At 36.3% G+C, this 26,316-nt stretch carries 22 protein-coding genes and 1 riboswitch; of the genes, 4 read left to right on the top strand and 18 right to left on the bottom strand.

Annotated features, from left to right (window positions below; all coding sequences use genetic code 11):
- The first annotated feature begins 326 nt into the window (after positions 1-326).
- A complete protein-coding gene (locus GM661_RS01730) occupies positions 327-1,907 on the top strand; it encodes a hypothetical protein (RefSeq protein WP_230868480.1) in 1,581 nt (526 codons plus the stop codon).
- A gap of 104 nt (positions 1,908-2,011) precedes the next feature.
- Here GM661_RS01730 and GM661_RS01725 read toward each other — a convergent pair whose 3' ends face one another.
- The 5 genes from GM661_RS01725 to GM661_RS01705 all read right to left on the bottom strand — a co-directional run bounded on the left by GM661_RS01725 (position 2,012) and on the right by GM661_RS01705 (position 7,369).
- Entirely contained in the window at positions 2,012-3,649 is a 1,638-nt protein-coding gene (locus GM661_RS01725) for a glycoside hydrolase family 13 protein (protein ID WP_230868479.1), read from the bottom strand.
- 104 nt (positions 3,650-3,753) lie between these two features.
- Positions 3,754-4,620 (bottom strand): carbohydrate ABC transporter permease, encoded by an 867-nt coding sequence (locus GM661_RS01720; protein WP_125987562.1) that lies wholly within the window; start codon positions 4,618-4,620, stop codon positions 3,754-3,756.
- A complete protein-coding gene (locus GM661_RS01715; protein ID WP_230868478.1) occupies positions 4,617-5,687 on the bottom strand; it encodes a carbohydrate ABC transporter permease in 1,071 nt (356 codons plus the stop codon). The genes GM661_RS01720 and GM661_RS01715 overlap by 4 nt, the downstream gene beginning before the upstream one ends.
- Positions 5,688-5,780: 93 nt before the next feature.
- Entirely contained in the window at positions 5,781-7,076 is a 1,296-nt protein-coding gene (locus GM661_RS01710; protein WP_230868477.1) for an ABC transporter substrate-binding protein, read from the bottom strand.
- Between the two features lie 62 nt (positions 7,077-7,138).
- Complete coding sequence (locus GM661_RS01705; RefSeq protein ID WP_125987558.1) at positions 7,139-7,369, bottom strand: helix-turn-helix transcriptional regulator; 231 nt, start codon at positions 7,367-7,369, stop codon at positions 7,139-7,141.
- Between the two features lie 170 nt (positions 7,370-7,539).
- On the opposite strand from GM661_RS01705, the gene GM661_RS01700 reads away from it, so the two are divergent.
- Positions 7,540-7,911, top strand: a complete 372-nt coding sequence (locus GM661_RS01700) for a helix-turn-helix domain-containing protein (RefSeq protein WP_230868476.1) — start codon at positions 7,540-7,542, stop codon at positions 7,909-7,911.
- A 93-nt stretch (positions 7,912-8,004) separates the two neighbouring features.
- Here the strand turns inward: GM661_RS01700 and phoU are convergent, their stop codons facing one another.
- Positions 8,005-8,658, bottom strand: coding sequence for a phosphate signaling complex protein PhoU (phoU, locus tag GM661_RS01695; RefSeq protein ID WP_125987554.1), 654 nt, complete (start codon positions 8,656-8,658; stop codon positions 8,005-8,007).
- A gap of 292 nt (positions 8,659-8,950) precedes the next feature.
- Positions 8,951-9,037, bottom strand: a riboswitch (cyclic di-GMP riboswitch).
- Positions 9,038-9,224: 187 nt separating this feature from the next.
- Between phoU and GM661_RS01690 the strand changes: the two genes are divergently transcribed.
- Positions 9,225-10,793 carry a flagellar hook-length control protein FliK gene (locus tag GM661_RS01690; protein WP_230868475.1) on the top strand — a complete coding sequence of 523 codons (1,569 nt, stop codon included), beginning with the start codon at positions 9,225-9,227 and terminating at the stop codon, positions 10,791-10,793.
- Positions 10,794-10,811: 18 nt separating this feature from the next.
- The gene (locus GM661_RS01685) at positions 10,812-11,081 is read left to right on the top strand and encodes an EscU/YscU/HrcU family type III secretion system export apparatus switch protein (protein ID WP_125987551.1); all 270 of its coding nucleotides are present in this window, start codon (positions 10,812-10,814) and stop codon (positions 11,079-11,081) included.
- A gap of 6 nt (positions 11,082-11,087) precedes the next feature.
- Here the strand turns inward: GM661_RS01685 and GM661_RS01680 are convergent, their stop codons facing one another.
- The 12 genes from GM661_RS01680 to GM661_RS01625 all read right to left on the bottom strand — a co-directional run bounded on the left by GM661_RS01680 (position 11,088) and on the right by GM661_RS01625 (position 26,269).
- The gene (locus GM661_RS01680) at positions 11,088-11,624 is read right to left on the bottom strand and encodes a hypothetical protein (protein ID WP_125987549.1); all 537 of its coding nucleotides are present in this window, start codon (positions 11,622-11,624) and stop codon (positions 11,088-11,090) included.
- Between the two features lie 17 nt (positions 11,625-11,641).
- On the bottom strand, positions 11,642-12,253 hold the full coding sequence (locus tag GM661_RS01675; protein ID WP_125987547.1) for a J domain-containing protein: 612 nt from the start codon (positions 12,251-12,253) through the stop codon (positions 11,642-11,644).
- Complete coding sequence (locus GM661_RS01670; protein ID WP_125987545.1) at positions 12,219-13,121, bottom strand: DUF5685 family protein; 903 nt, start codon at positions 13,119-13,121, stop codon at positions 12,219-12,221. The genes GM661_RS01675 and GM661_RS01670 overlap by 35 nt, the downstream gene beginning before the upstream one ends.
- 94 nt (positions 13,122-13,215) lie before the next feature.
- On the bottom strand, positions 13,216-14,166 hold the full coding sequence (locus tag GM661_RS01665) for a sugar kinase (protein WP_125987543.1): 951 nt from the start codon (positions 14,164-14,166) through the stop codon (positions 13,216-13,218).
- A 236-nt stretch (positions 14,167-14,402) separates the two neighbouring features.
- A complete protein-coding gene (xylA, locus tag GM661_RS01660; protein ID WP_230868474.1) occupies positions 14,403-15,722 on the bottom strand; it encodes a xylose isomerase in 1,320 nt (439 codons plus the stop codon).
- Between the two features lie 55 nt (positions 15,723-15,777).
- Positions 15,778-17,280, bottom strand: a complete 1,503-nt coding sequence (xylB, locus tag GM661_RS01655) for a xylulokinase (protein WP_230868473.1) — start codon at positions 17,278-17,280, stop codon at positions 15,778-15,780.
- Positions 17,281-17,345: 65 nt separating this feature from the next.
- Entirely contained in the window at positions 17,346-18,506 is a 1,161-nt protein-coding gene (locus tag GM661_RS01650) for an ROK family transcriptional regulator (protein ID WP_125987537.1), read from the bottom strand.
- A 155-nt stretch (positions 18,507-18,661) separates the two neighbouring features.
- Positions 18,662-20,698, bottom strand: a complete 2,037-nt coding sequence (locus GM661_RS01645) for an ATP-dependent helicase (protein ID WP_230868472.1) — start codon at positions 20,696-20,698, stop codon at positions 18,662-18,664.
- 224 nt (positions 20,699-20,922) lie between these two features.
- Positions 20,923-21,720, bottom strand: coding sequence for an ABC transporter ATP-binding protein (locus tag GM661_RS01640; RefSeq protein ID WP_230868471.1), 798 nt, complete (start codon positions 21,718-21,720; stop codon positions 20,923-20,925).
- The gene (locus tag GM661_RS01635; protein ID WP_230868470.1) at positions 21,704-22,627 is read right to left on the bottom strand and encodes an ABC transporter permease; all 924 of its coding nucleotides are present in this window, start codon (positions 22,625-22,627) and stop codon (positions 21,704-21,706) included. Before GM661_RS01635 ends, GM661_RS01640 begins: the two co-directional genes overlap by 17 nt.
- Before the next feature lie 76 nt (positions 22,628-22,703).
- Positions 22,704-23,693 carry an ABC transporter substrate-binding protein gene (locus GM661_RS01630; protein WP_230868469.1) on the bottom strand — a complete coding sequence of 330 codons (990 nt, stop codon included), beginning with the start codon at positions 23,691-23,693 and terminating at the stop codon, positions 22,704-22,706.
- A gap of 476 nt (positions 23,694-24,169) precedes the next feature.
- Entirely contained in the window at positions 24,170-26,269 is a 2,100-nt protein-coding gene (locus GM661_RS01625) for a sodium-translocating pyrophosphatase (RefSeq protein WP_230868468.1), read from the bottom strand.
- Positions 26,270-26,316 lie beyond the last annotated feature (47 nt).

The following is a 26,316-nucleotide window of genomic DNA, read 5'->3' as shown; positions in this document are numbered from 1 at the left end:
TGTTCGAACAGTTTAAGGTTGCACCACAGGCACTACGTATTTGACTAAAGCACACAAGAACAGTTTAAGGTTGCACCACAGGCACTACGTATTTGGCTAAAACACACAAGAACAGTTTAAGGTTGCACCACAGGCAGTAATTTTTTGAATTATTTATACATTATTATAGCTTATCTGATTAATTTTATCAATTCAATTGTAAAATAGTTAAAAATCATTTCCTTTTTCATTTAGATAGAGTGCCTTTTAATTTTATGGAAAACACGGTATAATATAGTATAAGAACTTAGAGGAATAATGCTTTCGAAAGGCCAGGTGTTATTTTAATGAGAAGATTTAATGTAACAACAACCTGTGTAAAACACTTACATTACATGGCTGATATTTCAAAAAAACTATATAAAATTATTAAGATGATAGAAACAGGATATTATTTTACTATAAATCGAGCGAGGCAAAAAGGTAAGACAACCATACTTAAGCTTCTGGCAAAAGAATTATCAGATAAATATCTTGTAGTTTCGACAAGTTTTGAAGGTAGTAGTTATCTGTTTGAAGATGATAAAGTCTTTTCACAAAACATTTTTCATGTATTTGCTGAACCTTTTGAATTATTTCAGCCAGAGATAGCAGAAAAAATAAAAAGTTATGGACATGATTTAAAGAATTTGAATGATGTTAGTAAAGCCATTAGTAGATGGTGTTATGAAAGTGAAAAAGAGATATTATTATTAATTGATGAAGTTGATAAAGCAAGTAATTACTATGTTTTTATGGATTTTTTGGGTTTGCTTAGAAAAAAATATATAGCCCAGCAGTCAAATGAAGATGTAACCTTTAAAAGTGTAATATTAGCAGGAGTATCAGATATTAAAAGGATTAAAACACATATAGCAGAGAGAAGGATAATTACAGAGGCAGAAGCAAAAAACTTGTCTAAATCTCAGTACAATAGCCCCTGGAATGTAGCTGAAACCTTTAAAGTCGATCTGGATTTTGATCAGGAGGAAATAGAATCATTACTTCTGGATTATTTATCTGAACACCAGGAAATAGAGATGGATACAAAAACAATTGCTGAAAAACTACATAAGTACACATCAGGATATCCCTATCTTGTTAGTAAAATATGTAAGTTAATAGCTGAGGAACTGGATGAAGATTTTTCAGAAAAAGGTATTGAAGAAGCTGTCAATATATTACTTGACGAGAGTAATACCTTATTTGATGATTTGATCAAAAATGTGGAGAATAATGAAGAACTATATAATACTATCTATAGTCTTATTATTGAAAATGAAACTACCCAGTATAATGTTCACGCCTATAACCAGGGTATAATGCATAGTATTTTTAAGAATGATAATGGAAGGTTAGCTATTCATAACAAAATATTTGAATTGATATTATATAATTACATGATTGCTAAAAAACATAAAGAAGAAGTTGGGAAAAAGCTAAGTAATTATACAGCAAGAGGTCTTTATGAGAATGAGAATGGAACATTGGATATAAAAATAGCGCTACTGAAATACCAAGAATATATGCAAAGTGTATATGGCAAATTTGATAAAGGTTTTATAGAGAGACAGGGAAGGCTTTTATTACTAGCCTTTTTTAAACCCATAATTAACGGTCGAGGTTTTTATTTTGTAGAGAGTCAGACAGGCTTTGAACAGAGGCAGGATGTAGTTATAACCTTTAATAATCATAAATATATTATTGAGTTAAAGGTCTGGCGGGGAGATAAGTATCATCAGGAAGGAATAAAACAATTAAATGGTTACTTAGAACTTGAAAATGCTGATCAAGGATATCTGGTTATCTATGACAAGAACGATAATAAGGAATACAGGAGTGAGGATATCAGGGTGGATAATAAGGATATCTTTGCAGTATGGGTTTAACTATCATTAATTTCTATAATTATATTTCTGGAATATTTTTAAAGATAAACGGAAGCAAAGGACCCATCCCTTTGCTTCCTTCTTCTAAAAAATGATAGTATACTTTAAAATATGCTATATATTCTAGCTTCATAGGGACGCAAGATAGTTTTCTCCCCCTTATCTTTATTAGCTGTTGGAAGATTGGCAATTAATAAATCTCTCTCTTTTAATTCTAGCTGATTCCAATCAAACTCTTTCTCAAGAATAGAATTATTCAATATTACAAGTAAGCTTTCATTATTCGATTTACGAATATAAGCATAAATCTGCTGGTCATCTTCCATTAATGGTTGATATGAACCATAAACTAAGGTCGCATGTTCTTTTCTAAATGAAATCATTTTCTTATAATAGTTTAAAACCGAATCCTGAGCAAGCAATGCCTTCTCTACATTAATTTTTTTATAATTTGGGTTAACTTTTAACCAGGGGGTTCCTGATGTAAAACCAGCATTTTGATTACTATTCCACTGCATAGGAGTCCTGCTGTTGTCCCTACTTAGTGGCTGCAACTCATTCAAAACTACTTCCGGGTCACGCCCTTTAGCAATTTCTTCTTTATATTTATTAACGGTCCAGATATCATTATAATTCTCAATGGAGGAAAACTTAACATTAGTCATACCAATCTCTTCACCCTGATAAATGTATGGGGTACCTGGTAAGGTCATGAGCATAGTTGCCAGCAGCTTGGCTGACTCACAACGGTATTTTTGATCATTCCCAAATTTGGAAACTGGCCTGGGCTGATCATGATTAGCCAGATACTGGCTGTTCCAACCGTTTTTTCTGATAACATCATACCACTTTTTCTGAATTTCTTTGTACTTAATGAAATTTTCCCCTGTAAAATTCGCCAGATAGACATGTTCAAAGTGAAAGATCATATCCAGTTCCTGGCGTTCTTCCTGAACATAAAGCCTCCCAATTTCTGGTGTCACAAAAGGGGTCTCTCCAACTGTCATGATATCATAATTGCTTAAAACTTCACGGTTCATTGCTTGCAGTACTTCATGGACCAATGGTTGATTAGCATACTGTTCTGGACTATCTGTTTTTTTAGAGTCAGGTAGTCCATCTGCCTTGCCGATAAAATTAATGACATCCATTCTGAAGCCATCAATACCTTTTTTTAACCACCAATCTATCATCTTAAATACCTCTTCTTTAACTTCCGGGTTTTTCCAGTTAAGATCAGGCTGTTTTCTGGAAAATAAGTGGAGATAATATTCACCTGTCTTCTCATCATATTCCCAGGCAGAACCGGAAAATCTGGATAACCAGTTATTAGGCTCTTTACCATCTTTTCCTTTCTGCCAGATATAAAAATCCCTTTTAGGATTATTCCTGGATGAACGGGATTCAACAAACCAGTCATGTTCATCAGATGTATGATTTATCACCAAATCCATTACCAGATTTAACTCCCTTTTATGGGTCTCTTCCAATAGTTCATCAAAATCAGCCATTGTTCCTAATTCATTCATAATATTATAATAATCCGAAATATCATAACCATTATCATCATTAGGTGATTGATAAATAGGATTCAACCAGATGACATCAACCCCTAACCACTTTAGATAGTCCAATTTTTCAATAATTCCTTGTAAGTCACCAATACCATCTCCATTACTATCATTAAAACTCCGCGGATAAATTTGATAGACAACAGCTTCCTTCCACCATTTTCTGTTCATTACATAACCTCCTCATAAGATTTAATAATACTTTGTAGTATACTTGAAACGTAGTCATTTCAAGCACTTCAAACATTTATCTAAATGCGATCTCGCGTCGCAATTTACCCCTTTACTGAACCGGCTGTCAAGCCCTGTACAATTCTCCTCTGGAAGATAAATACCAGTATAACTACCGGAACAGTTACTATAACAGCAGCTGCCATAATCTCACCATAGGGTACCTGTCTTACAACAGAACCAGTGAAAAGAGCAATAGCTACAGGGATGGTCCGAGCAGAAGGCTCAATTGCAGTAAAGGTCAATGCAAATAGATACTCATTCCAGGCAGCAATAAAAGCTAATAAACCCGTTGTAACCAATGCTGGAGCAGTTAAGGGCAGCAAGACCAAATAAAATGTTTGAAATGGAGTAGCTCCGTCAACCTGTGCTGACTGCATTATTTCCTTGGGCAGCTCTTTAAAAAATGAAGTAAGAACCCAGGTAGTAAAAGGTAAAGTAAAGATCATATATGAAATAACCATACTAAGTCTAGCACTCAAATTAAATTTAGTTATTACTGCATATAGCCCTGACAAAACAGTTATCTGAGGAAACATAGTCATAGCTAAAATCAAATAAAGTACAGGTTTTTTCCCCCTAAAAGCTAATTTGCCTAAAGCAAAGGCAGCAAAAGAACCAACAATCAATGCTAACAAGGTTGTACTTCCTGCCACAATAGCACTATTCAATATGCTTTTCACGAAAATTTTATTTTTAAAGACGGCAGCAAAGTTCCTCAATGTAGGACTGAAATCCATTGTTTCCGGATTTCTAGGCACAAGCGTAGTCGGAATCATCTGTAGCTGGGCCTCTGATTTTAAAGAAGAGTTAACTGCCCAGTAAAAAGGAAACAATAAATAAAGAACGATAATCATAATAACAGACCAAAAAAGAATTTTCTTAAATATATATTTGATATCTATAATCATTCACTATCTACCCCCAATAATCTCATGTAGATTACTGCAAATACAAAAATAATCATAAAAATAATAACACCGACAGCTGAAGCCAGGCCCATGGCCCTGTTACCAACCAACTGATAATAATTATAACTGGCCAGGGAATAGAGCCTTTGTCCGACAAGCACCTGAAACAAACCGAAAACCCTTAAAGAATCTAAAGTCCTGAAAATCAATGCTACAGCAAGTGCAGGTTTTAATAAAGGAAAAGTAATCGAAAAAAACTGTCTTACCTTATTGGCCCCATCTACCCTTGCTGCTTCATAGAGTTCGCCAGGTATAAGCTGTAATCCTGCTAATATTAATAAAGCCATAAAAGGTGTGGTTTTCCAGACATCCACCATTATCAATGAAAACAACTGCCAGTTATCAGCAGTAAGAAAAGCAAGCTGACCATTCCCTATACCTATCTTTTCGAGAAACATATTGAATAAACCAACTCTACTGGGGGCCAGGATCCATTCCCAGATTCTAGCTGAAACAACTGTAATTACAGCCCAGGGTAATAACATCACTGCTCTCATTAAACCACGTCCAGTAAAATTACTATTAACAAGCAGTGCAATAATTAAGCCAAGTACTGTTTCTAAAGAAACAGCCGATAGAGTAAAGATTAAAGTTGTTATTATTGAATTAATAAATTCTGGATTAGTTGCTCCAACCACATATCTTTTTCCCAAGAAATTAAACTGACTTAACTCTTTATAAGGTTTAGGACTCCCTGGTAAAACTTTAAAAGAAGGTTCATAAACTTTTTCTCCTGTTTTAGAATCAATCTTTACCTGATTAGTTCCCTGCTCTATTACAGGAGGTAATTCTTTAATAGTAAAATTTAATAGTTTGCTATAATTGTTTAACCCTATAAAATGTGTCTGATTAGTACCAGCAAAAGTCCGATCAGTAAAGCTAGTATAAAATACCTGACTCAAGGGATAAATTGCTACAATTAATAAAATAATTAAAGTTGGTGCAAGAAGTTTATATGCTAATCTCTGCTCATCTGTTACTAAGTCTAACTTACTATTTCTGTCCATTTTATTTTCCTCCATTCCAAACAATATCTCCTGAAATTACTCTCCTGTACCATTCAATACAGGAGAGTAACCTTTTATTAATCTCTATTAAACTTATTTGGTTTCCGGACTACTAGTTTCAAAGCCGGTAACACTCTGCAAGTCTAGTTGTAAATACCCAAGGGCGTTATCAGCACTATCTTTACCTGTTAAGACAGAGTGTACTGCTCTAAAGAATAATGCTGAAACTTCATTATACTTAGTAGAAGTAACAGTAGTAGGTCTAGCAACAGCACTCATGAAAACGTCATAAAGCCTATTATAATAAGGACGAACTTCTAGAACCTCTTTATCTTTATAAAGTGCTTTAATAGTTGGATTATAAGACTCTTCAATAGCCCTGTATTTCTGAGCATCATATGAAGTCATAAACTTAACAACATCAGCGGCAATTTTCTTATGTTTACTGTATTTACTTACCGCCAACTGCCAGCCACCAAGGGCTGCCGCAGCAAAGCCACTGTCTCCAGCAGGAAGTGGCGCAAGGTCAAACTTCCCTTTAATTACACTATCAGCAGCATTCCCCAATTGGTACGCATAAGGCCAATTACGCATAAAGGCAGCATTACCAGACTGCCAGATGTGGCGTGAAGATTCTTCTATTAGTCCAGTAACACTCTCAGGAGAAATACTTCCCACCCAGCCTGCAGCCTGTTTAACTGCTGCAACAGCTTCAGGATTATAAATAGTAATCTCCTTATCATTATTTATAATAGTACCTCCACCATTAGAATAAATCCATTCTAAAGCATTACATGTTAAACCTTCATAGGCATTACCTTGCCAGACATAACCCCAGAAATCTTCTTTCCTTTCAGCTCTTTCACCCTTTTGAATCCTGGCAGCCATCCCTTCCAGTTCATCCCAGGTTTTTGGGGGCTCATTATAACCATATTTTTTAAGTAAATCTGTACGATAGAAAAGTAGACCAGCATCAGTATACCATGGCATAGCTACTAAACGGCCCTCAACAGTATTATTATTGATATTCGCCTCAAAGTGGTCTTTAACTATTTCCTCAGCACCGTACTTATTTAAATCAACAAGGTGGTCAGCTATAATCCCCGGCCAAACAACATCAACGACCAGTATATCCACTTCAGAACTTTTTGCTTCAAAAAATTGAAGATATAGGTTCAGACTGTCTGTAGAAGAATCCGGCATTTCCAAAATCTGTACATCAACCCCCGGATGACTTTCATTATACATTTCAGCCAATTTTTTAGCAGATGGGATCGCGCTTCCACCAATAGCCACTTTGATAATAGTTTTCTCTTCAGCCATTACACCTGTTGCAAAGAGACTAACAACAAAAACAAAGATCATAATTAATAAAATGGTTTTTTTCACTTAAAATCCCCCTTTAATTTAGTTGAATCAATTCAAGCCTGCATTCAATTTAATCCATCCTCTCATGCACAGTTTTGCTTAGGATTCGCTCTCTTATCGTGAATATTGTTGGTAAAAAAAATTTCTTCTATTGTTACTTCAAAATAATCTGCTAATACTTTTGCTTTCTTTAAACTTGGTCTACGCTCACCAGTTTCATACATTGCTATGGAACTTGCTGATATACCAGTGTTTTTAGCCAATTCTTTTTGAGTCAGCTTTTTCTGTTTCCTTAATAAAGCTAAATTCTTCATGAACGCACCTCCTTCACTTTTCGTGAGCGCCTTCATTTATATATTATAATCACTTTATGTGAATATGTCAATAGTTATTTTATATTTTTTTCACTATTTGTGAGTATATATTGATTGCACTCACCCTTTGTGATATTTTTAAAGTATGATTTTTTATAGGGTGTGAAATAATGCTTAAAGACAAAATTAAAAAATTAAGAAATGAAGAAAATATTAGTCAACGGAAACTGGCTAAATTTTTAAACTTATCACCTAGTACTATAGCCATGTATGAAATTGGAGAAAGGAAACCTGATATAGATACTTTACAAAAAATTGCAGATTACTTTAATATATCTGTCGATTACCTCCTTGGAAGAACCAATGAACGTGCACCAGCAGATAAGTTAATTTTGAAAGATAAAAATACAAATGTAGAAATAAAAGAATTATTAAATCGTTTTAACGTCCATCTTGATGGAGAATTTCTAACAGAAGAAGATAAGGAAAGTGTTATTACCCTACTCCAAATGCTCCGGAATAGAAACAAAAAGAAACCCTAATCCTCACACAGTCTGCCACCCCTCTGGCATGCTTTGATCAAAAAAACCACCCCTTTATCAGGAGTGGTTCCTTAGAGTTTATTTATAATTTTCCTAATATTTAACTCTCTTACCGGTCACTGTATAAATTGTCTCTTCACCAATATTTGTGGCATGATCACCTATTCTCTCAAGGGACTTGGCAATATTAATAAAACGAACAACCTGACTAATCTTCCTGGTTCCTTCGCTTGCATCAATTATTTTGATACTGCTTTTATAAATCTGTCTATATATATTATCTGCTTCTTCGTCCTTACGACAGACAGCCTCAGCCAGGTCAACATCCCTGGTTACAAAGGCCTCTAGAACTGTATCCAGCATATCAGAAACCAGATTGGCCAGTTCAGGAATCATTACTAAGGGTCCTAAGTATTCTTCATTTTTAAAATCTAGAACAGTTTCTGCAATATCATTTGCCAGGTCACCAACTCTTTCCAGATCACCAGCAATCTTAACAGCAGCTATATTATTCCAGACATCTCTTTTTAACGGCTGACCAAGTGTTAACAAACGAGATGCCTCTTCTTCAATAGTAATCTGATAATTATCAAGAAGGTCATCTTTTTGAATTACTTCTTTAGCCAGTTTTATATCTTTTTTATCTAATGCCTTAATCGATTTTTGCAGCATATCCTCAGCTATCTCGCTCATATCGCTTAAATCAGCCAGCAGTTCTTCCCATTTTTCATCATATTTCTGTTCCATTTGCCCTCTTCACTCTCCCTCTCCCTTTTTGTGTTCTCTTTAATTTTATATTTCTTTATAGCTATTAAAAATCCTCCTTCTTCAATTAAAAATATTTCCTAGTTATTATTATATTATTCTTCAACAAATAAATATTCCTATTTAAATTTAGGCAAAATAAAAAGCAAGAGAAACCTCTTGCTTTTCAGGGGTGGAGAAATTATTATAATATAAAGCTTTAAGCTGTGTATGGCAAATAAAAAAACCTGTCAAACCAAAAGGTTAACAGGCATAGATCCTTCTGGTTCTCTTCTTCGGTTACCCGGCTACCGTAGTAGTAAACTACCTTAGGCCCGTGGTTTTGTGTCCCCATCTTTCAATAGGTTTACCATTATCGGAAAAGAACAGTATAATTATGTAAAACAATTTTTTTATCTCTTTCTAATTATATATATTATAGATAAAACGTAAAAATCCTTCTTTTTATTTAAAAAAATATTATTTTTTCCATTTTATTTTTTGATTTTATGATATTTTATGCTACAATTAAATTGTAGCAAAATTCTATACCTTAAAAGAGGGATATTATGAAAATTACCAATAAAACATATGATATCTTATTGAATATGATTAATACAAATCTAGAGACACAGGAACAAGAGGCTATAAATAAAACCATCTCTAATCAGAATACAATGAATAATAATCCTACTACAGATAACCCTTCAACCCTACCTGCTGATCTAGAAAATCTATTACAAAACCTTGATCATAGTCAAAAAAATAAGTTGTTTGCCCTATTAAGCAAAATGAACCTCCCGCTAAGTAGGGAACAGTTGCTGCAATTACAGACAAATAGTTCTAATGATACAAATACTAAGCAAAATGCCCGTCTTACGGCCTTAAACATCCTAATCAGCAATAGAATACCTCTCTTACCAGTTCTGATATCCAGCTTAGCTGAAACCCTTGACCCGGAGAGTTCTCTAACTAATAAAATAAATCAAATATTAGATAGTATTATTGAAAGAAATATTAACAAGCAAAATCCAGAGCTAAAAGAGAACACTCCTTCTGAAACAACAAATAATAATCTAACTAAAGCAGATACTATAGCCGGTCATCAAAAAGAAATTAATCAATTACTGAATAATATCATTGAAAAAAATATAAGTAAATCAAATCCAGAACTGAAGACCAACACTAATCTTGAAACAGAAGGCCATGATATACTTAAATCAGGGAAAAATGTAGTAGACCAACAGATTTCTCTCTCTAACAAAATTAAACAACTGCTGGATAATATCATCAAAATAAATGTTAGTAAACAGAATACAGAATTAAATAGTAATACTTATCTTAAAGCAGAGGAAACCTCTTTTGCCGATAAAATTAATCAGTTATTAGAGAACATTCTCGAAAAAGATAATAATAAACTAAACCCAACAATAAAAGATATCCATCATGCTAAATTACAAACTGCTGATCTATCCAGACAGAATATCACTGAAAAAAATACAGCTCCCTCCAAAACAGGAAATATTTCCCGGGAAATTAATAAACTACTCCTTAAAATAGATTTACCCTCTGGTAAATTGGCTCAGGAACTGGAAAAATACCCGGAAACCATTAAACAGAGTCTACAATCCTTAGTAAATCAAACAGGGGAAGAAAACTTGAAAACCTTTAATCATTTACTTGGACAACAACTTATTAACCAGCAGGAAAATATATTACTTAATATAGAAATACCATTGATGTTACCAGATTCCAAAAAAGCAGTCCCTTTCCACCTGGAAGTAAAAAAAGGCAAAACAGAAAAGGAGAAAAATAAACAGGGAAAAGGAAAAAATTATAAGATAAGGTTTATTATCTCCTTGGAGAAGAGGGGAACGATTATGAGTGATATAACATATACGGGAAAAAAACTGAGCAGCAGTTTTTATTGTGATAGTAAAAAAACCTGTCTATTAATTAAAAAATATATGCCTGAATTAAAGCATAACCTGGCAAAATCGGGTATAGAACTGGTCAACTTCGATATTAACCAGCTGGATGAAAAAGAGGAACATAAACAATCCCCTATCCTGAATAGCCTGGAACTCAGCCTAGCAGAACAGTCTGGAGAATTTATCCATATAGATTTTAAAGTATAAAGGGAAAGGATGCAAATAATGACTAAAAAAAGGAGAAAACTAAGTAAAGCAGCCGCCTTAACATATGACCCCCAAAAAGATAATGCCCCCAAAATAGTGGCTAATGGGAGTGGTGATATAGCAGATAAGATTATTGCTGCTGCCCGCGAACACAATATACCAATCGAAAAAAATCATGATATTGTAGAGGTCCTGGTACAACTCAATATAGGGGAAGAAGTCCCAGCAGAATTATACCAGGCCATTGCAGAAATATTAAGTTTTATTTATCAAATGGAAGACAAATAGAAGTAACTATTTGCTTTTTATTATACCCCGCAAAAGCCGCATATAATAAGAAACAGCTATACTATAACAATAATCATAAATAAGAAAATATATCTCCGCAGAGATAATTAAAATATATACAGATATATCAGTATTAAATAAGGGAAGGCTTAATATCCTGGTATTCAATAAATAAAAAATCAGTAAAGCTATATTATAGGAAAAATACTTTATCAACCATTCTACAGTTAAGCAGTTCCTTTTTTCAGCCAGAGATTTAATTATCCCATAATAACCAAAATAAATTATATAAGGCAGCATTAGCAACTTATTTGGTATAATAATTAAACCCAGTAATGATGCAGCTATAAAAGTCAAAAAAGCCGCTTTATTATTAAACTCAATTACCATAACTGATATAAAAACTGTGCTTAAAGAGAAAAGAAAAATTCTAGTGGTAGGCAGTACAACCGCTAAATAAAGGAAAAAAATTGTTAATAATACTGTAATACCTCCTGTTGCATTAAACCTACTAAGGCTATATTTCTCTCCAGAACTATTCATAATAATAGCCCCCCTTTTTAACAACAAGCTATCAAATCTCCCCCTAAACACTCACAACAGCAATCACTACAACATAAACAGGTACACAAATCACAGGCATCAGCACCACCGTATCCCCTGTTCCTGCCGGAAGCACGGTAAGCTGCATTTTGTTGATGCAAATTATTTAAAGTAGAACGGTATTCACTATTAGAAGGGTCCATAGCAACTGCTCTATTAATCTGTTGATAACCCTGGTCATACCAGCCTTTCTGTAGGGAAATAACCCCTTTCAAGAAAAACCATTCAGCATCTTTCTGTGAGATACTGTCCAATATCTTTTCTGCCTGAACTATATTACCCCGTTTAATCAACTCCCTGATCTGGGCATAGGTATGATAACTGTTATTACTATATCTGTTACTGGAAGACTGGTATCCATTATCTTGACCTTGATTATATCCTTTATTTTTCATTAAATAATTATAGGCCTTATTAATCTCCTCTAATTTTTCCTCTGCCAGGTCTGAGAGGGGATTATTGGCATATTTATCTGGGTGATACTTTTTTACCAATCTCTTATAGGCCTTTCTAATCTCCTCTTTACTTGCCCCTTCACTCAGTCCCAGTGTCTTGTATGGATTTTTCAATTTCTCTTCCCCCATTATTTAATTTTTTCTCCATTACCCGATATAAACCAAGATAAATAATATTTTCCAGTATATTATTATATCTGTGTACTGTAAGTAGTTGATAAGCTTTGGCCAAATTATTTAGTGAATAAGTCAGAGTAAAGACAATATTTTCTTTAATTCTATCTTTAAATTCCTGTAAACCCTCAGCCTCACTATAATTATACTGGAGTAAAAGAGGGTTGTAATTTTTATAATTAATATCATCTTCCAGGTCACTAAAGGCATCCAGAATATAAATCCATCTCCCCAGATTATAACCCAGAGAAGCAAGTATCCTCCTACATTTTTTTTCAGTAATATATGCCGGAGTGAAAATCACAGACATTATCCTGGCAAAGACATCTGCACTCTTATCTACAATATCATTTCCTGCCGTTTCCAGGTCTTCAAGCTTTTTAAGGGATTTTTCAAAAAAATGAAAGCTTGTAGCATATTTTTCCCTTTTGCCCCTTGAAGCAAAATAATAAACAGGCATACTTAATAAAGATTTAAAAGAATGCTCATCATGCCAGTTATCAAGAAGTTTTAAGAACACAAAGATTACATTCAAATCTGCAGCATATTCCAGGTGTTGATTCTTTTTAATAAGCGGGTTTTTTTTGAATGGATTAACAATACAACCCTCATGGTTGATTTGGGGTTCATCTTCATCAAGGGCAGTTAATAATAAAGCCAGGAAAGTAAAGTCATAATTAAGTCCAAACCTGGTCAATTGATTTGAAGATTTACCAAGTGTTTTACAAAGTCCACAATAAAATGCTCTAAACAATTTATATTCTCTAACCTTTAATTCATCTTTATATGGTACTACATATCCAAACAAATAGTTTCACTCTTTTCATAACTTATTTTTAAATATATTATTATTTTAAGTTATTGAGAAGAAAAAATCAAATTAAGATTCCATTAGTAAAATTTTATCTGAATATATCAGAATTACCCTTTAAAAAGGCATTAAGGTCCTGTGAAGTAGGAAAAGCTTCATAATCACCTGGTAGGGTTACAGCAAAAGCACCTGCAGCATTAGCAATCATAGCCGCTTCAAAAATATCTTTTCCTTCCAAAAGACCAGATAAAAAACCAGCTGCAAAAGCATCACCTGCCCCAGCCGCATCAACCTCTGTACTGGAAAAACCCTCTACTATTCGCCCCTTTTCTTTATCAGCAATATATGAACCTGTTTTTCCCAGTTTTAAGGCAACAATTTCCGGACCCATTTCGATAAACTTTTGAGCATAATCTTCTGGTTCATCCATTTTACCTAACAACATATCAGCTTCTTTGACACCAGGCAGTAAAATATCCACTTCTCTAATCAAACTTAGCAATATTTCTTTGGCCTTTCTCCTATCCCAGAGTTTAAACCTGATATTGGGATCAAAAGATACTAAGACATTATTTTGATGTGCTATTTCAATCGCCTGCTGGACTGTAGCCAGACAGGAAGAACTTAAAGCAGGGGTTATACCTGTCAAATGAAGGTATCTGGCAGAAGCAATATATTCTTCATCTAAATCTTCAGGAAGCATATAACTGGCAGCAGACTGCCTCCTATAATAATAGACCTGTGAAAGGCCCAGTATCCTTCTTTCTTTAAAGAAAACACCTGTGGGGGTATCTACATCCATGATAACTCTTGAAGTATCAACCCCCTCACCTTTTATAACTGATAAAACATACTGTCCAAACTCATCACTACCCAATCTACTTATCCAGCCTGTACTATGCCCTAATTTATTTATACCTATTGCTACATTTGTTTCGGCCCCGGCAATCTGCTTTTTAAAACGGTCAACATACCTTAAAGGCCCCGCTTCTGTTGGATTCATTAAAACCATTGTTTCCCCTAATGTAATTACTTCTGGCATATAATTCTCCTCCTGTTTACTTCATTTTATAATATAAAACAAAGTTTTATTATTTAGTATATATACTTTTCTATATCAATCCTCCTAATCCTCCCTGGAATTATAAAATTATTATAGTTTTATTATAACATTTACTCAGAACAAAAAAGGAAGGGTCTCTTTCTACCCTTCCTTCTTCTCCCTTTTCCTTGGATGCTATATCTTCCCATACAACTTTATTAAATAACTAAAATACTCTAACTCTCTATCAAATATTGGTTAATGATACTTTCTAGCATCTCCTGTCTACCTGATTCATTAACTATCTGGTCATGATTTAAGGCATAATCTGCAAGTTCTTCAAAACCAAGCTCTTTTTTAATTATCCTGGCTCCTATACCATGATCATAACTGGCATATCTGTTGGTAATAAATTCCTCAATAACCCCATCTTCTAATAATTTATAAGCAACCTTTAAGCCCTGGGCAAAGGCATCCATCCCTGCGATATGACCATAGGCTAAGTCAACCGCTTCAAAAGAAGGTCTCCTTACCTTAGCATCGAAATTTAACCCCCCTGGTGCCAGACCTCCATTTTTTAGTATCTCATACATAGCAAAAGTGGTGGTATATATATTTGTAGGAAACTGATCAGTATCCCAACCCAGTAACATATCACCCTGATTGGCATCTACACTTCCGAGGATACCATTTAAACGGGCAAACCTTAATTCATGCTGAAAGTTATGCCCAGCTAGAGTTGCGTGATTTGCTTCAATATTAGTCTTAAAGTATTTATCCAGACCATATTTTTTAAGAAAAGCAAAAACAGCCGCTACATCAAAATCATACTGATGTTTAGTAGGTTCTTTAGGTTTAGGTTCAATTAAAAATTGTCCTTTAAACCCTATTTTTTGGGCATAATCAACTGCCATCTGTAAAAAACGGGCTAAATTATCCAGTTCGAGACCCATATTAGTATTTAACAGTGTTTCATAACCTTCACGACCACCCCAGAAAACATAATTTTCACCACCCAGTTCATTGGTAATTTCCAGAGCCTTTTTTACCTGTGCTGCAGCATAAGCAAAGACATCCGCATTGGGAGAGGTTGCTGCCCCATGGACAAAACGGGGGTGTGTAAACATATTAGCTGTTCCCCAGAGGAGTTTTATACCTGTTTCTTTCATCTTCTCTTTGAGTAAAGCCACTATTTCATCCAGGTTCTGATTTGTTTCCTCCAGTGTTTTACCCTCAGGGGCAATATCCCTATCATGAAAACAAAAATAAGAAAAACCCAGTTTGTTCATTAATTCAAAGGCAGCCTCTACCCTTTTTTTGGCCACTTCCATCGGGTCATTAATATCATTCCAGGGGCGCTGCATAGTTCCTGCCCCAAAGGGATCACTACCATCAGCAGTAAACGTATGCCAGTAAGCCATTGAAAAACGGAGGTGTTCTGCCATCGTTTTCCCGCCAAGCTCTTCCTCTGGATTATAGTACTTAAAGGCAAGTGGATTAGTAGATGCTGGACCTTCATACTCAATTTTTGGTATTTTGCCAAATAACTCTTTCATTGTTAATTCCTCCTTGGTTTTATTAATTATTAAATAAATATCTTTAATAACTGACCTAGTTAAGTTTGGAAAGTTCCCTGTAATTATCCTTTACTGCAGGATAAAGATTCTGATAGATGTTATATAATTTGTTATAGTGGGCTACATTTTCTTCTACAGGTGAAATACGTTTGCTGATTTTAATTATTCGAGATTCAGCTGTTGCAAAATTATCATAGACACCTGCCCCTACACCTGCAATCAGGGCCGCTCCAAAGGCCGGTCCTTCCTCTATATTCAAAAGACAGATCTCCTGGCCAAATATATCGGCCATAATCTGCTGCCATAACTGGCTTTTAGCCCCACCACCAATAGCCCGGATTTCCTCTGTCTTAATCCCTTGAGCCTTAATTAATTCCAGGGAATCCCTTAATCCAAAGGTAACCCCTTCCATCACACTACGGATAAAATGCCCCTGTTCATGTTTACCGGAGATTCCAAAATATACTCCCCGGGCATTGGCATCAGCATGTGGTGTCCTTTCACCATAAAGATAAGGTAGAAATACTAACCCATCACTGCCGGGTTCTACTGCTGCAGCCAGCTGATTTAATCTATCATAATCAATAGTGTCATCAAATAATTTCTCCTTGACCCAGTTAAAAGACATACCAGCTGACAGCATAACACCCATCATATACCAGTTATCGGGAACTGCATGGTTAAAGAGGTGCATCCTCCCCTGCTTATCAGCAGTAGGTTTATTTGCCTGGGCCATGACAACACCAGATGTCCCTATACTTACCATTACCCTTCCCTCTTGAATAATCCCACTCCCGACAGCACCACAGGCATTATCAGCACCCCCGGCAATTACTGGCGTGCCCTGCTTAAGACCTGTTTTATCAGCAATATTTTTACTTATTCTACCAGCAATATCTATCGAATCAATAACCGGTGGTAATATCTCGGGAGATATATCAAGTTTTTTAAGTAGCTCAGCTGACCATTTTTTCTCCTTGACATTTAATAACAGGGTGCCGGCAGCATCTGATACCTCAGTAAAAATCTCACCAGTCAGGTGGTAGCGGATATAGTCTTTAGGTAAGAGGACAAGTGAAACCTGCTGATAATTTGCTGGTTCATTATCCTTCAACCATAATATTTTCGGGGCAGTAAAACCCTCTAGAGCGGGATTAGATACATAGTTAATTAAATTCTCTAACCCACCTGCCCTATCATATATCTGCTGACACTGACGGCTGGTCCTGGTATCACTCCATAGGATAGCAGGTCTAACTACCTTCATATCCTTATTAAGGAAGACAGAACTATGCATCTGCCCAGATAAACTGATACCTTTTATCCCAGCCGGCTCCACACCACTATCTTTGACTACACTGGAAATCACTTTCAAGGTAGCTTCCCACCAATCAGCCGGGTTCTGCTCAGCCCAACCGGCCTGGGGGGTATGTAGGGGATATTTTTCTGTCTGACTACTGACTATTTGACCATCTTCTTTAATTAAAAGTGCCTTAATACCGCTTGTTCCAATATCCAAACCCATTAAATAAGCCATATAAAATAACCTCCTGCTTTTTACTTAACTTAATTTAAGACTTAAATTTTTTGCCAATGCTAAAACTACTCCTGCAAATTCAAGCTCTTATTATAAACCAGTTGAGCCATACCATATACAACGGCCAGGTCCTTTAGCTTAGTAAACTTAATAGTTGTTTTCTCGAAAGAAATCGCTAGGGTTTCATCTTTTAAAACATTAATCATCTGATCATAAATAATATCCTTGACTGAAGAGATATGCCCTCCCAATATTAAATAGGCAGGACTTAGACTATTTATAATATTTACTAAGCCTATACCGATATTTTCTCCTGTTTCATGTAGTATATCAATTATCTGTTTATTACCCTTTTTCCCCTGCTGATAAATCTCCTCCTTTGTCATCTTGGTATCCAGTTTTTTATTAACAGTTTTGACTATATAATTTTCAGAGGCCAGTGTCTCCCAACACCCTTTATTGCCACAATGGCAATAGGGACCAGAACTATTAATAATAATATGCCCAAACTCACCGGCATTTCCACTTGCTCCTCTATACAGTTTACCGTCAAAAATAATTCCACAACCAATCCCTTCATTAATTGAAACATACACAATATTATTTATATCAGGGTAAACAAACTCTCTTTCACCGATCACAGCAGCATTGGCTTCATTTTCTATCACAATAGGCAGGTCATATTTTTCTCTGAGCATTTCAGCTATTGCAATTTTTCGCCAACCCAGATTAGGGGCAAAGTCCAGGGCCTGTTTCCCCCGGTCTATTAAACCAGGTACTGAAATCCCAATACCCATAACATTCTCTAGAGATATGCCTTTATCCATAAGCATCATATCTATCTCCTGGAGCAGTCTCTGCACAACACCTGTCGGGTTCTTATCAACTATGGGGAAGGTCAGCTTTGTTTCTATAGAAAACTTTAAATTAAACATAATAAGCTTTACTTCTTTAACCTCTATAGAGACAGCAAATATATAAGCCTTATGTGGATTAACTGTCAAATATACTGGTTTGCGCCCCCCTGTTGAATCGCCCTTTTCTGTCTCAATAACATATCCATTTTTTAATAAAGTCTTAACATGATTTGTTACTGTTGCAGCACTATAACCTGTATTATCTGCTAATTCTTTACGGGAAATAGGTCCGTATTTATGAATTGATTTAAAGATACCTAGTTGATTTAGATCCCTAATAAATAGCGAATTGCCTACTTTAATCTCCATCTCTTATACATTCCTTATTATTTTATTTGTTTTTTTAAGGGTTAAATTTACTCTTGTATTATTTTATTCTCCTTCAATACAAAAAATCCTTCTTTTTTAAGATAATTTTTTTACTTTTTTGATAACTATCTTTTGATACCTGATTCATCAAGTTTTTAGTTTTTTTTCAGAATAGTAGGATCTTTTTTAAATTGTAGTCTTCTACTCTTTCTAAGTATATCTACACTACTAAGATCCATCCTTTCCACTGGTAGTTCATAAAGAAATCTGGAGGGTTTTACTTCCTTTTCCTCCCCATTATTACCACTCTTGCGCTGTGAAAAACTCATAAATAATATCTTTTCTGCCCTGGTCATAGCCACATACAAAAGCCGCCTTTCTTCTTCCACAGCATAAGGGTTGCTACCCGCAGCAGCCTCTTCCAGGCTCTTCTGATGTGGAAAAACATCCTCTTCAACTGCTATAATAAACACTACCGGAAACTCTAAACCCTTGGCCGAATGAGCAGTCATCACCTTAACACTATCAGTATTATCCTCTTCCAGTTCATCCTGCCCGCCCAGGAGTTCATTTATCAATAGATAGTCATACAAGGTACTACCTGGATTATATTTATGGTAATTGTGAATGTCTTCCATAAAAAAATTAATATATTTTAAGCGCTCTGCTGTATTCCCCAGCTCATTAATAACATTATTCTCAAAATCAATCAGTTCATATAATTGAAGTGCTTTACGGGGGAAAGGCATTTTCATCTTACGAAGCCCCCTAATTCCATCAAGAACCCTTAATTTAAACTCGATTAGATTAGCAGCTTTTTTCTCTCCAATACCTTTCACCCTTGTTGGGTCAGCCAGGACATCAGCAACCTGTATCTTGTGTTCACGGGCATATCTATTAATCTCACTTAAAAGGACATCACCTACCCCATCTGCTTCAATTCTGAATAAGCGTTTCAGGGCAAGACCGTCCTCAGGGTTAACCAGGAGCCTAAGATAGTTAATAAAATATCTTATTTCCTGCCGATCAAAAAAGCTAACACCACCAATCAGCTGATAAGGTATATGTGAACGTGGAAAGACCTGCTGAATATAATGAGACTGAAAATTGGTTCTACAGAGAACAGCAATGTCCTTGTAACTATAATTATAGTGATTTACCAGATCATTAATTCTTCTAGCCACATAAGCAGCCTCTACCTGTGGATTTTTGGCTCTGGTTAAAAATATAGGGGCACCATCCCCTTCTTTTGTCCAGGCGGTTTTCTCTTTATTTTGTTTATTATTACTTATCAATTGGTTAGAAACACTTATAATATTATTTGTACTTCGATAATTCTGCTCCAATTTAATAATCTCAGCCCGGGGATAATCTTTTTCAAATTCCAGTATGTTTTTTATATCAGCCCCCCGAAAACCATATATCCCCTGCCAGTCATCACCAACCACAAATATGTTTCCCTCCGGCTCTGACAGCAGACTGGTAATCTGATACTGTGCATGGTTTACATCCTGATATTCATCTACCTGGACATATTTAAACCTGTTTTGATATTCCCTTAATATCTCAGGGTATTTACTGAACAATTCTATTGTCTTTTTAATCAGATCATTGAAGTCAAAGGAATTATTATTGAGCAATACCCTTTCATACTCCTGATATATCCTGCTAAGTACTTGATAATAATGCTGGGAGCCTTTATTTTCCCTGGCATACTCCTTGATCAGAAACTCAGGGGCTATTAATTCCATTTTGGCCTTCTGAATTATATTATAGGCTATTTTAGCTTCATACTCCAGATCATCCAGACCAAACTCCAGTATTATATCTTCAATAATATCGACTGAATCAGTCGTATCGTAAATAAGGCACCCTTCACTCCTGTTTACCCTGGCTAAATTATCCCTCAAAATCCTGAGACAGATACTGTGAAAGGTTCCCAACCACATCCCTTTGATCCTTTCTTTACCAAGAAGCTTAACTATTTTTCCTTTCATATCATCTGCTGCCTTATTTGTAAAGGTAAGGGTTAAAATATTCGCAGGATCAACACCATTATCAATTAATCTGGCCGTTCTATATGTCAGTGCCCTTGTTTTACCACTCCCGGCCCCGGCCAGTACCAGCACTGGCCCCTCTAAGGCCCTAACTGCTTTCTGCTGTTCCGTATTTAAAAATCTAGCTAAATCCATATCTAACTCCTTATTATTTTAAATTATTAAGATAATATAAATAACTGCATATTTAAAAGGGCACCTAAGTGCCCTTAGAAAACCATCCAAACTTAATTACTAATTATTAACCTTACTTAAGAATATTTCTTACACAAAGTCAACTTGTTATCATAAATCAGACAAATATATTTGTCGGTCTTCAAAGTTACCCACCAACAATGCAAACTACAAAAATTTACCCTTTAATCACTCAACAAGACCCTATCATCTGTCAATTCATGTCCTCTAAGCTCACTGAACTTCTTCAGCAAACCAGCAACAGTTGTCTCTGCCCGTTCCTCATCTTTAATATCCAGAATAATCTGTCCCTTATCCATCATTATTGTTCTGTTACCCATATCCAGAGCCTGTTTAAGGTCATGGGTTACCATTAAAACAGTCAGATTTTTCTTTTCAACAATCTTTTCTGTTATTTCCATGATCTGAATAGCAGTACTGGGGTCAAGGGCTGCTGTATGTTCATCTAATAAAAGAACCTCCGGGTCACCCAGAGTAGCCATTAATAATGTAAGGGCCTGCCGCTGACCACCTGACAGAAGTTTTACAGGATACTCCAGCCTTTCTTCCAGACCTAGCCCCAGAAGACTCAATAACTCACGAAACTCCTGGCGGCGGGTTTTATCAAGCCCAGGTCTTAATCCCCTACGTTTTCCCCTTAAAGCAGCCATAGAAAGGTTCTCCTCAATAGTCATCTCCGCAGCAGTCCCCATCAAAGGATCCTGAAAAACCCTACCTACCAGAAAAGCCCTTTTACTAACCGGCCAGTCTGTTATAGTTTGTTCATTTATCTCTATCTGGCCTATCTCCGGAAAATAGGTTCCAGCTACCAGATTAAGAAGGGTTGATTTGCCAGCCCCATTACTACCGATAACTGTAAGAAAATCCCCACGTGGTATTGTGATGTCTACCCCCCTAAGGGCATAGTTTTGATTTACCCTACCATAATTAAAAACCTTATGCAGATTATTTAGTTTTAACATCAATATTACCCCCTTCAAGTAAGTGTTCGGCAAACTCATCTTGAATCATTATTTTCCTTAATGAAGGGGCACCAAGTGCCAGTACAACCAGGACTGCAGTAACTATCTTTAAATCTGTTGGAGCAAAACCCAGTTGTAGAGCTACTGCAATTGCCAGCCGATATATAATAGACCCTAAGATAACGCCCAGAGTAGCAAAGGGTATCTTACTAGTACGAATAACAACCTCACCTATAATGACAGATGCTAGTCCGATTACAATCATACCGATGCCCATACCAATATCTGTAAACCCTTGGTACTGGGCCACAAGTGAACCAGATAAGGCAACCAGACCATTAGCCAGAGCCAGTCCCATAATCTTAATGGTATCAGGATTAACCCCCAGTGTCTCGATCATAACAGAATTATCCCCAGTTGCTCTGACAGCCATACCTATCTCTGTATAAAGAAAATAATCTATTAAACCTTTTATTAAAAAAACAATAATTATGAAGGAAATAAGTGCTACATATCCAGCAGGTATCCCCAAATCCCTTAGAATAGTTATAATTGTACGTTCCCTTAAAAGTGGAATATTTGATTTACCCATAATCCTTAAATTAATAGAGTATAATGAAGTCATGGTGAGTATACCAGCAAGTAGTCCAGCAATATTGAGTTTAGTATTTATAATACCAGTAATTACTCCTGCTATACTACCAGCTAAAAAAGCAAAAAAAGTAGCCAGAAAAGGATTAACACCTGACACAATTGACACAGCAGCTACAGCTGCCCCCAAGGGAAAACTCCCTTCAACTGTTAAATCAGGAAAATCCAGTATTCTAAATGTAATATAGACCCCCATAGCCAGAAGACCATAAGCCAGTCCTTGTTCAAGGGTTCCCATTAATAAATTAAACGACATTAATTCCACTCCTATCTAGTTCCTTGGCAATAAAAACCCCATCCCCTTTTAGAAGATGGGGGCTTGTCATATCCAATTATTCAATTATTTCGTTAGCTTTATCCAATAACTCATCAGGAATAGTTACACTCATCGCTTCAGCAGCCTTTTTATTAATAATAAGTTTGGCATCCCGCTGACTCTCAATAGGCATAGTAGCCGGTTCAGCTTCACCCTTCAGTATTTTAAGGGCCATTGCCCCGGTCTGTTCACCTAAACCATAATAATCAATACCTACTGTTGCTAAAGCACCTCTCTTAACTGTTGTGCCTTCACCAGTAATAAGAGGTATATCATTATCTTCTGCTACCTTAACCACAGATTCAACAGCTGACACAACAGTATTATCAGTTGGTACATAAATTGCGTCTACCCGGTCAGCCAGTGACTGAGCAGCCTGTAAGACAGCTGCACTATTATCAGCAGTTGCTTCAACCAGTTCAATCCCTAATTCTTTAGCAACATCTTTAGCCAGTTCAACCTGTACAAGTGAATTACTTTCACCTGCATTATAAATAATTCCAACCCTTTTTACTTCAGGAACAAAATCAACAATTAAATCAAATTGCTGGTCAATAGGATTCATATCATTTGTCCCGGTGACATTACCCCCTGGTTTTTCTGCAGATTCAACCAATCCTGCATCAACAGGGTCTGTTACTGCTGTAATCAAAATCGGTATATCTTTAACAACATTGGCCACCGCCTGGGCAGTAGGTGTTGCAATGGCCAGGATCATATCTGGTTTATCATTACTAAATTTACGGGCAATAGTATTTGCATTAGCCATATCCCCCTGGGCATTCTGCATATCATAGACTACATCTTCATCAACAACATAACCATTCTCATTTAAATAATCAACAAAGCCGTCCCTCGCTGCATCTAAAGCAGGGTGTTCAACAATCTGAATAATCCCAATCGTTAGTTGTTCCTCTTCATTTCCCTGAAAAGATATAAAAACCGCCGCAATAACTATCAGGGCCAGCACAAGCAAAAATAATGCCTTACTACTCAGCTTCTCCATTAAAAAATGCTCCTTCCCCATTTAAATATTTATAAGAATTATACCACGCCTTATTTCTTAATGTCAAACAAGCAATTTCCTGTATACATAGATACAAAATCTATAGTTTGGGCAAAGTGGCTTCGCCACCCAGACTTAATCAAATACATCAGCTTTCTTAACTCAAACTATTTATTACACATAGTTAATCAATAAATTATTAACCAGACAGATATATTTGTTGTACGACTCTAGAAATTATCCGTAGGCACGACGCCGAAGGAGAATTTCTAGACAGTAAGCGGAGGTAGAACACCGCAGCGCAACCTCAAACTGTTCTTGTGCGCTCTGCTTAAATACGGAGTACCTGTAAGCGTACGATAAGGGAAACAAATATATCTGTCGGTCTTCAAAGTTATCCACAATTTCTTAATCACATAGTACACTTAACTAACAAGAAAAGGGCCATGATGGCCCTTTTCATCATAGTATTTTATTTAAAAAATTGAATTCTGTAGAACAAAGGAAGCAAAAACAATAGATACCATACAGAGTAATTTTATCAAGATATTTATTGAAGGCCCAGAAGTATCTTTAAAGGGGTCCCCCACAGTATCACCAACAACAGCTGCTTTATGACTGTCAGAGCCCTTTCCTCCGTGATTGCCTGCCTCAATATATTTCTTGGCATTATCCCAGGCCCCTCCTGAATTGGCCATCATTACTGCTAGCAGAAAACCTGTTACAGTTGAACCCGCCAGCATTCCTGCTACCCCATTTACACCAAGTAATACTCCGACAAGAATAGGGGCAATTATCGCCATCAAAGAAGGCAAAATCATTTCCCGCTGAGCAGCCCTGGTGCAGATATCCACACAGCGGGCATAATCAGGCTCTACAGTCCCATCCAGGATCCCCTTACTTCCCTTAAACTGTCTTCTTACCTCTGTTACAATCTCCTGAGCTGCCTTACCAACAGACTCCATAGTAAAAGCCGCAAAAATAAAGGCCAGCATACCACCAATAAAGAGACCAATTAAGACATTAGGGTTTAGTATACTAAGGGAAAACTGAAAATCAGGTCTGACAGAAACTGCTATAAGCTCAACTTCATTCTTATAAGCAACTATTAAGGCCAGGGCTGTCAAGGCAGCAGAACCAATTGCAAAACCCTTACCAGTAGCAGCAGTAGTATTACCCAGAGAATCAAGGGCATCTGTACGTTCCCTGACCTCTGATTCCTGGTGAGACATTTCTGCTATCCCCCCAGCATTATCTGCCACTGGACCATAGGCATCTGTTGCCAGGGTTATCCCCAGGGTACTTAAAAGACCAACTGCCGATATCCCTACACCAAATAATCCCATATTAAAACTCTCTGCTCCACCTGCCAGATAAAAGCTGGCCAGAACTGCTATACCAATTATAATAACCGGCAGAGCAGTAGAGAGCATACCAAGTGAAATACCACTAATTATCACCGTAGCAGGTCCAGTATTGGCTGTGGCAGAAAGTTTCTGAGTAGGCGAATATGTGTCTGAAGTAAAATATTCTGTGAAAAAGCCTATTAATAAACCAGCAATCAAACCACTTAACATAGCGTAAAAGACACCAATATATTCAACACCAAGTATATTCCTAATGAGAAAATAAGAGACAACAACAACCAGTAAAGAACTTACATATGTCCCTTTGCGCAGAGCCTTTAATAAGACACCCTGATCTGCATCTTCCCCTGATTTAACGAAAAAAGTCCCAATAATTGAAGCCAGAACACCAACAGCAGCTACAACAAAGGGAATAGCTACACCCCTTATACCCAGGCCAGCAGCTACAGCCAGGGCTGTAGTTGAGACAATTGAGCCGATATATGACTCATATAGATCAGCCCCCATGCCTGCTACATCACCAACATTATCACCAACATTATCAGCAATAACAGCCGGATTTCTGGGGTCATCTTCTGGAATACCAACCTCTACCTTACCAACCAGGTCAGCGCCAACATCAGCCGCTTTGGTATATATACCCCCACCTACACGGGCAAATAAGGCCATAGAACTGGCACCCATCCCAAAATTAAGCATAGCCGAGGTGATTTTTTGTATCTTCTCAGCCTCAGGTAAAAAACGATAAAACCAGTCTAAGAAATAGTACCAGAAACTCAGATGAAACATACCCAGACCAACTACCGCTAAACCCATGACCGCTCCACTAGAGAAGGCTATTTTCAAACTACGGTTAAGGCTTTTTTTAGCAGCAAAAGCTGTCCTCGCATTAGCATTAGTAGCAATAGTCATGCCAATATATCCTGATAAAGCAGAAAAGAAACCACCAGTAAGGAAAGCAAAGGAAACAAAATAACTGAGATAACCAATATAGGCAAAAACCAACAACACTACAAACATAACTGCAAAGAAAATTGCCACTCCGGCATATTGTCTTTTCAAATATGCCCTTGCCCCATGCCGGATAGCCTCAGCAATCTTTACCATTTCTGCTGAGCCTTCACTCTCTTTCATAACAGAGTATGATAAATATGCTGCAAATAAAAGAGCTGCCAGAGAGGCAAATGGAGCTAATAATAATATATTCATTTTCCCACCATCCTTATATATTTTTTTGAATCTTTTAGTAAAAAAGA

This window comes from Iocasia fonsfrigidae (assembly GCF_017751145.1).
In the GTDB taxonomy this organism is placed as follows: Bacteria; Bacillota; Halanaerobiia; order Halanaerobiales; family DTU029; genus Iocasia; species Iocasia fonsfrigidae.
Note: the sequence above shows the minus strand (reverse complement) of the source record. Positions and strands in the feature narration are given on the sequence as shown.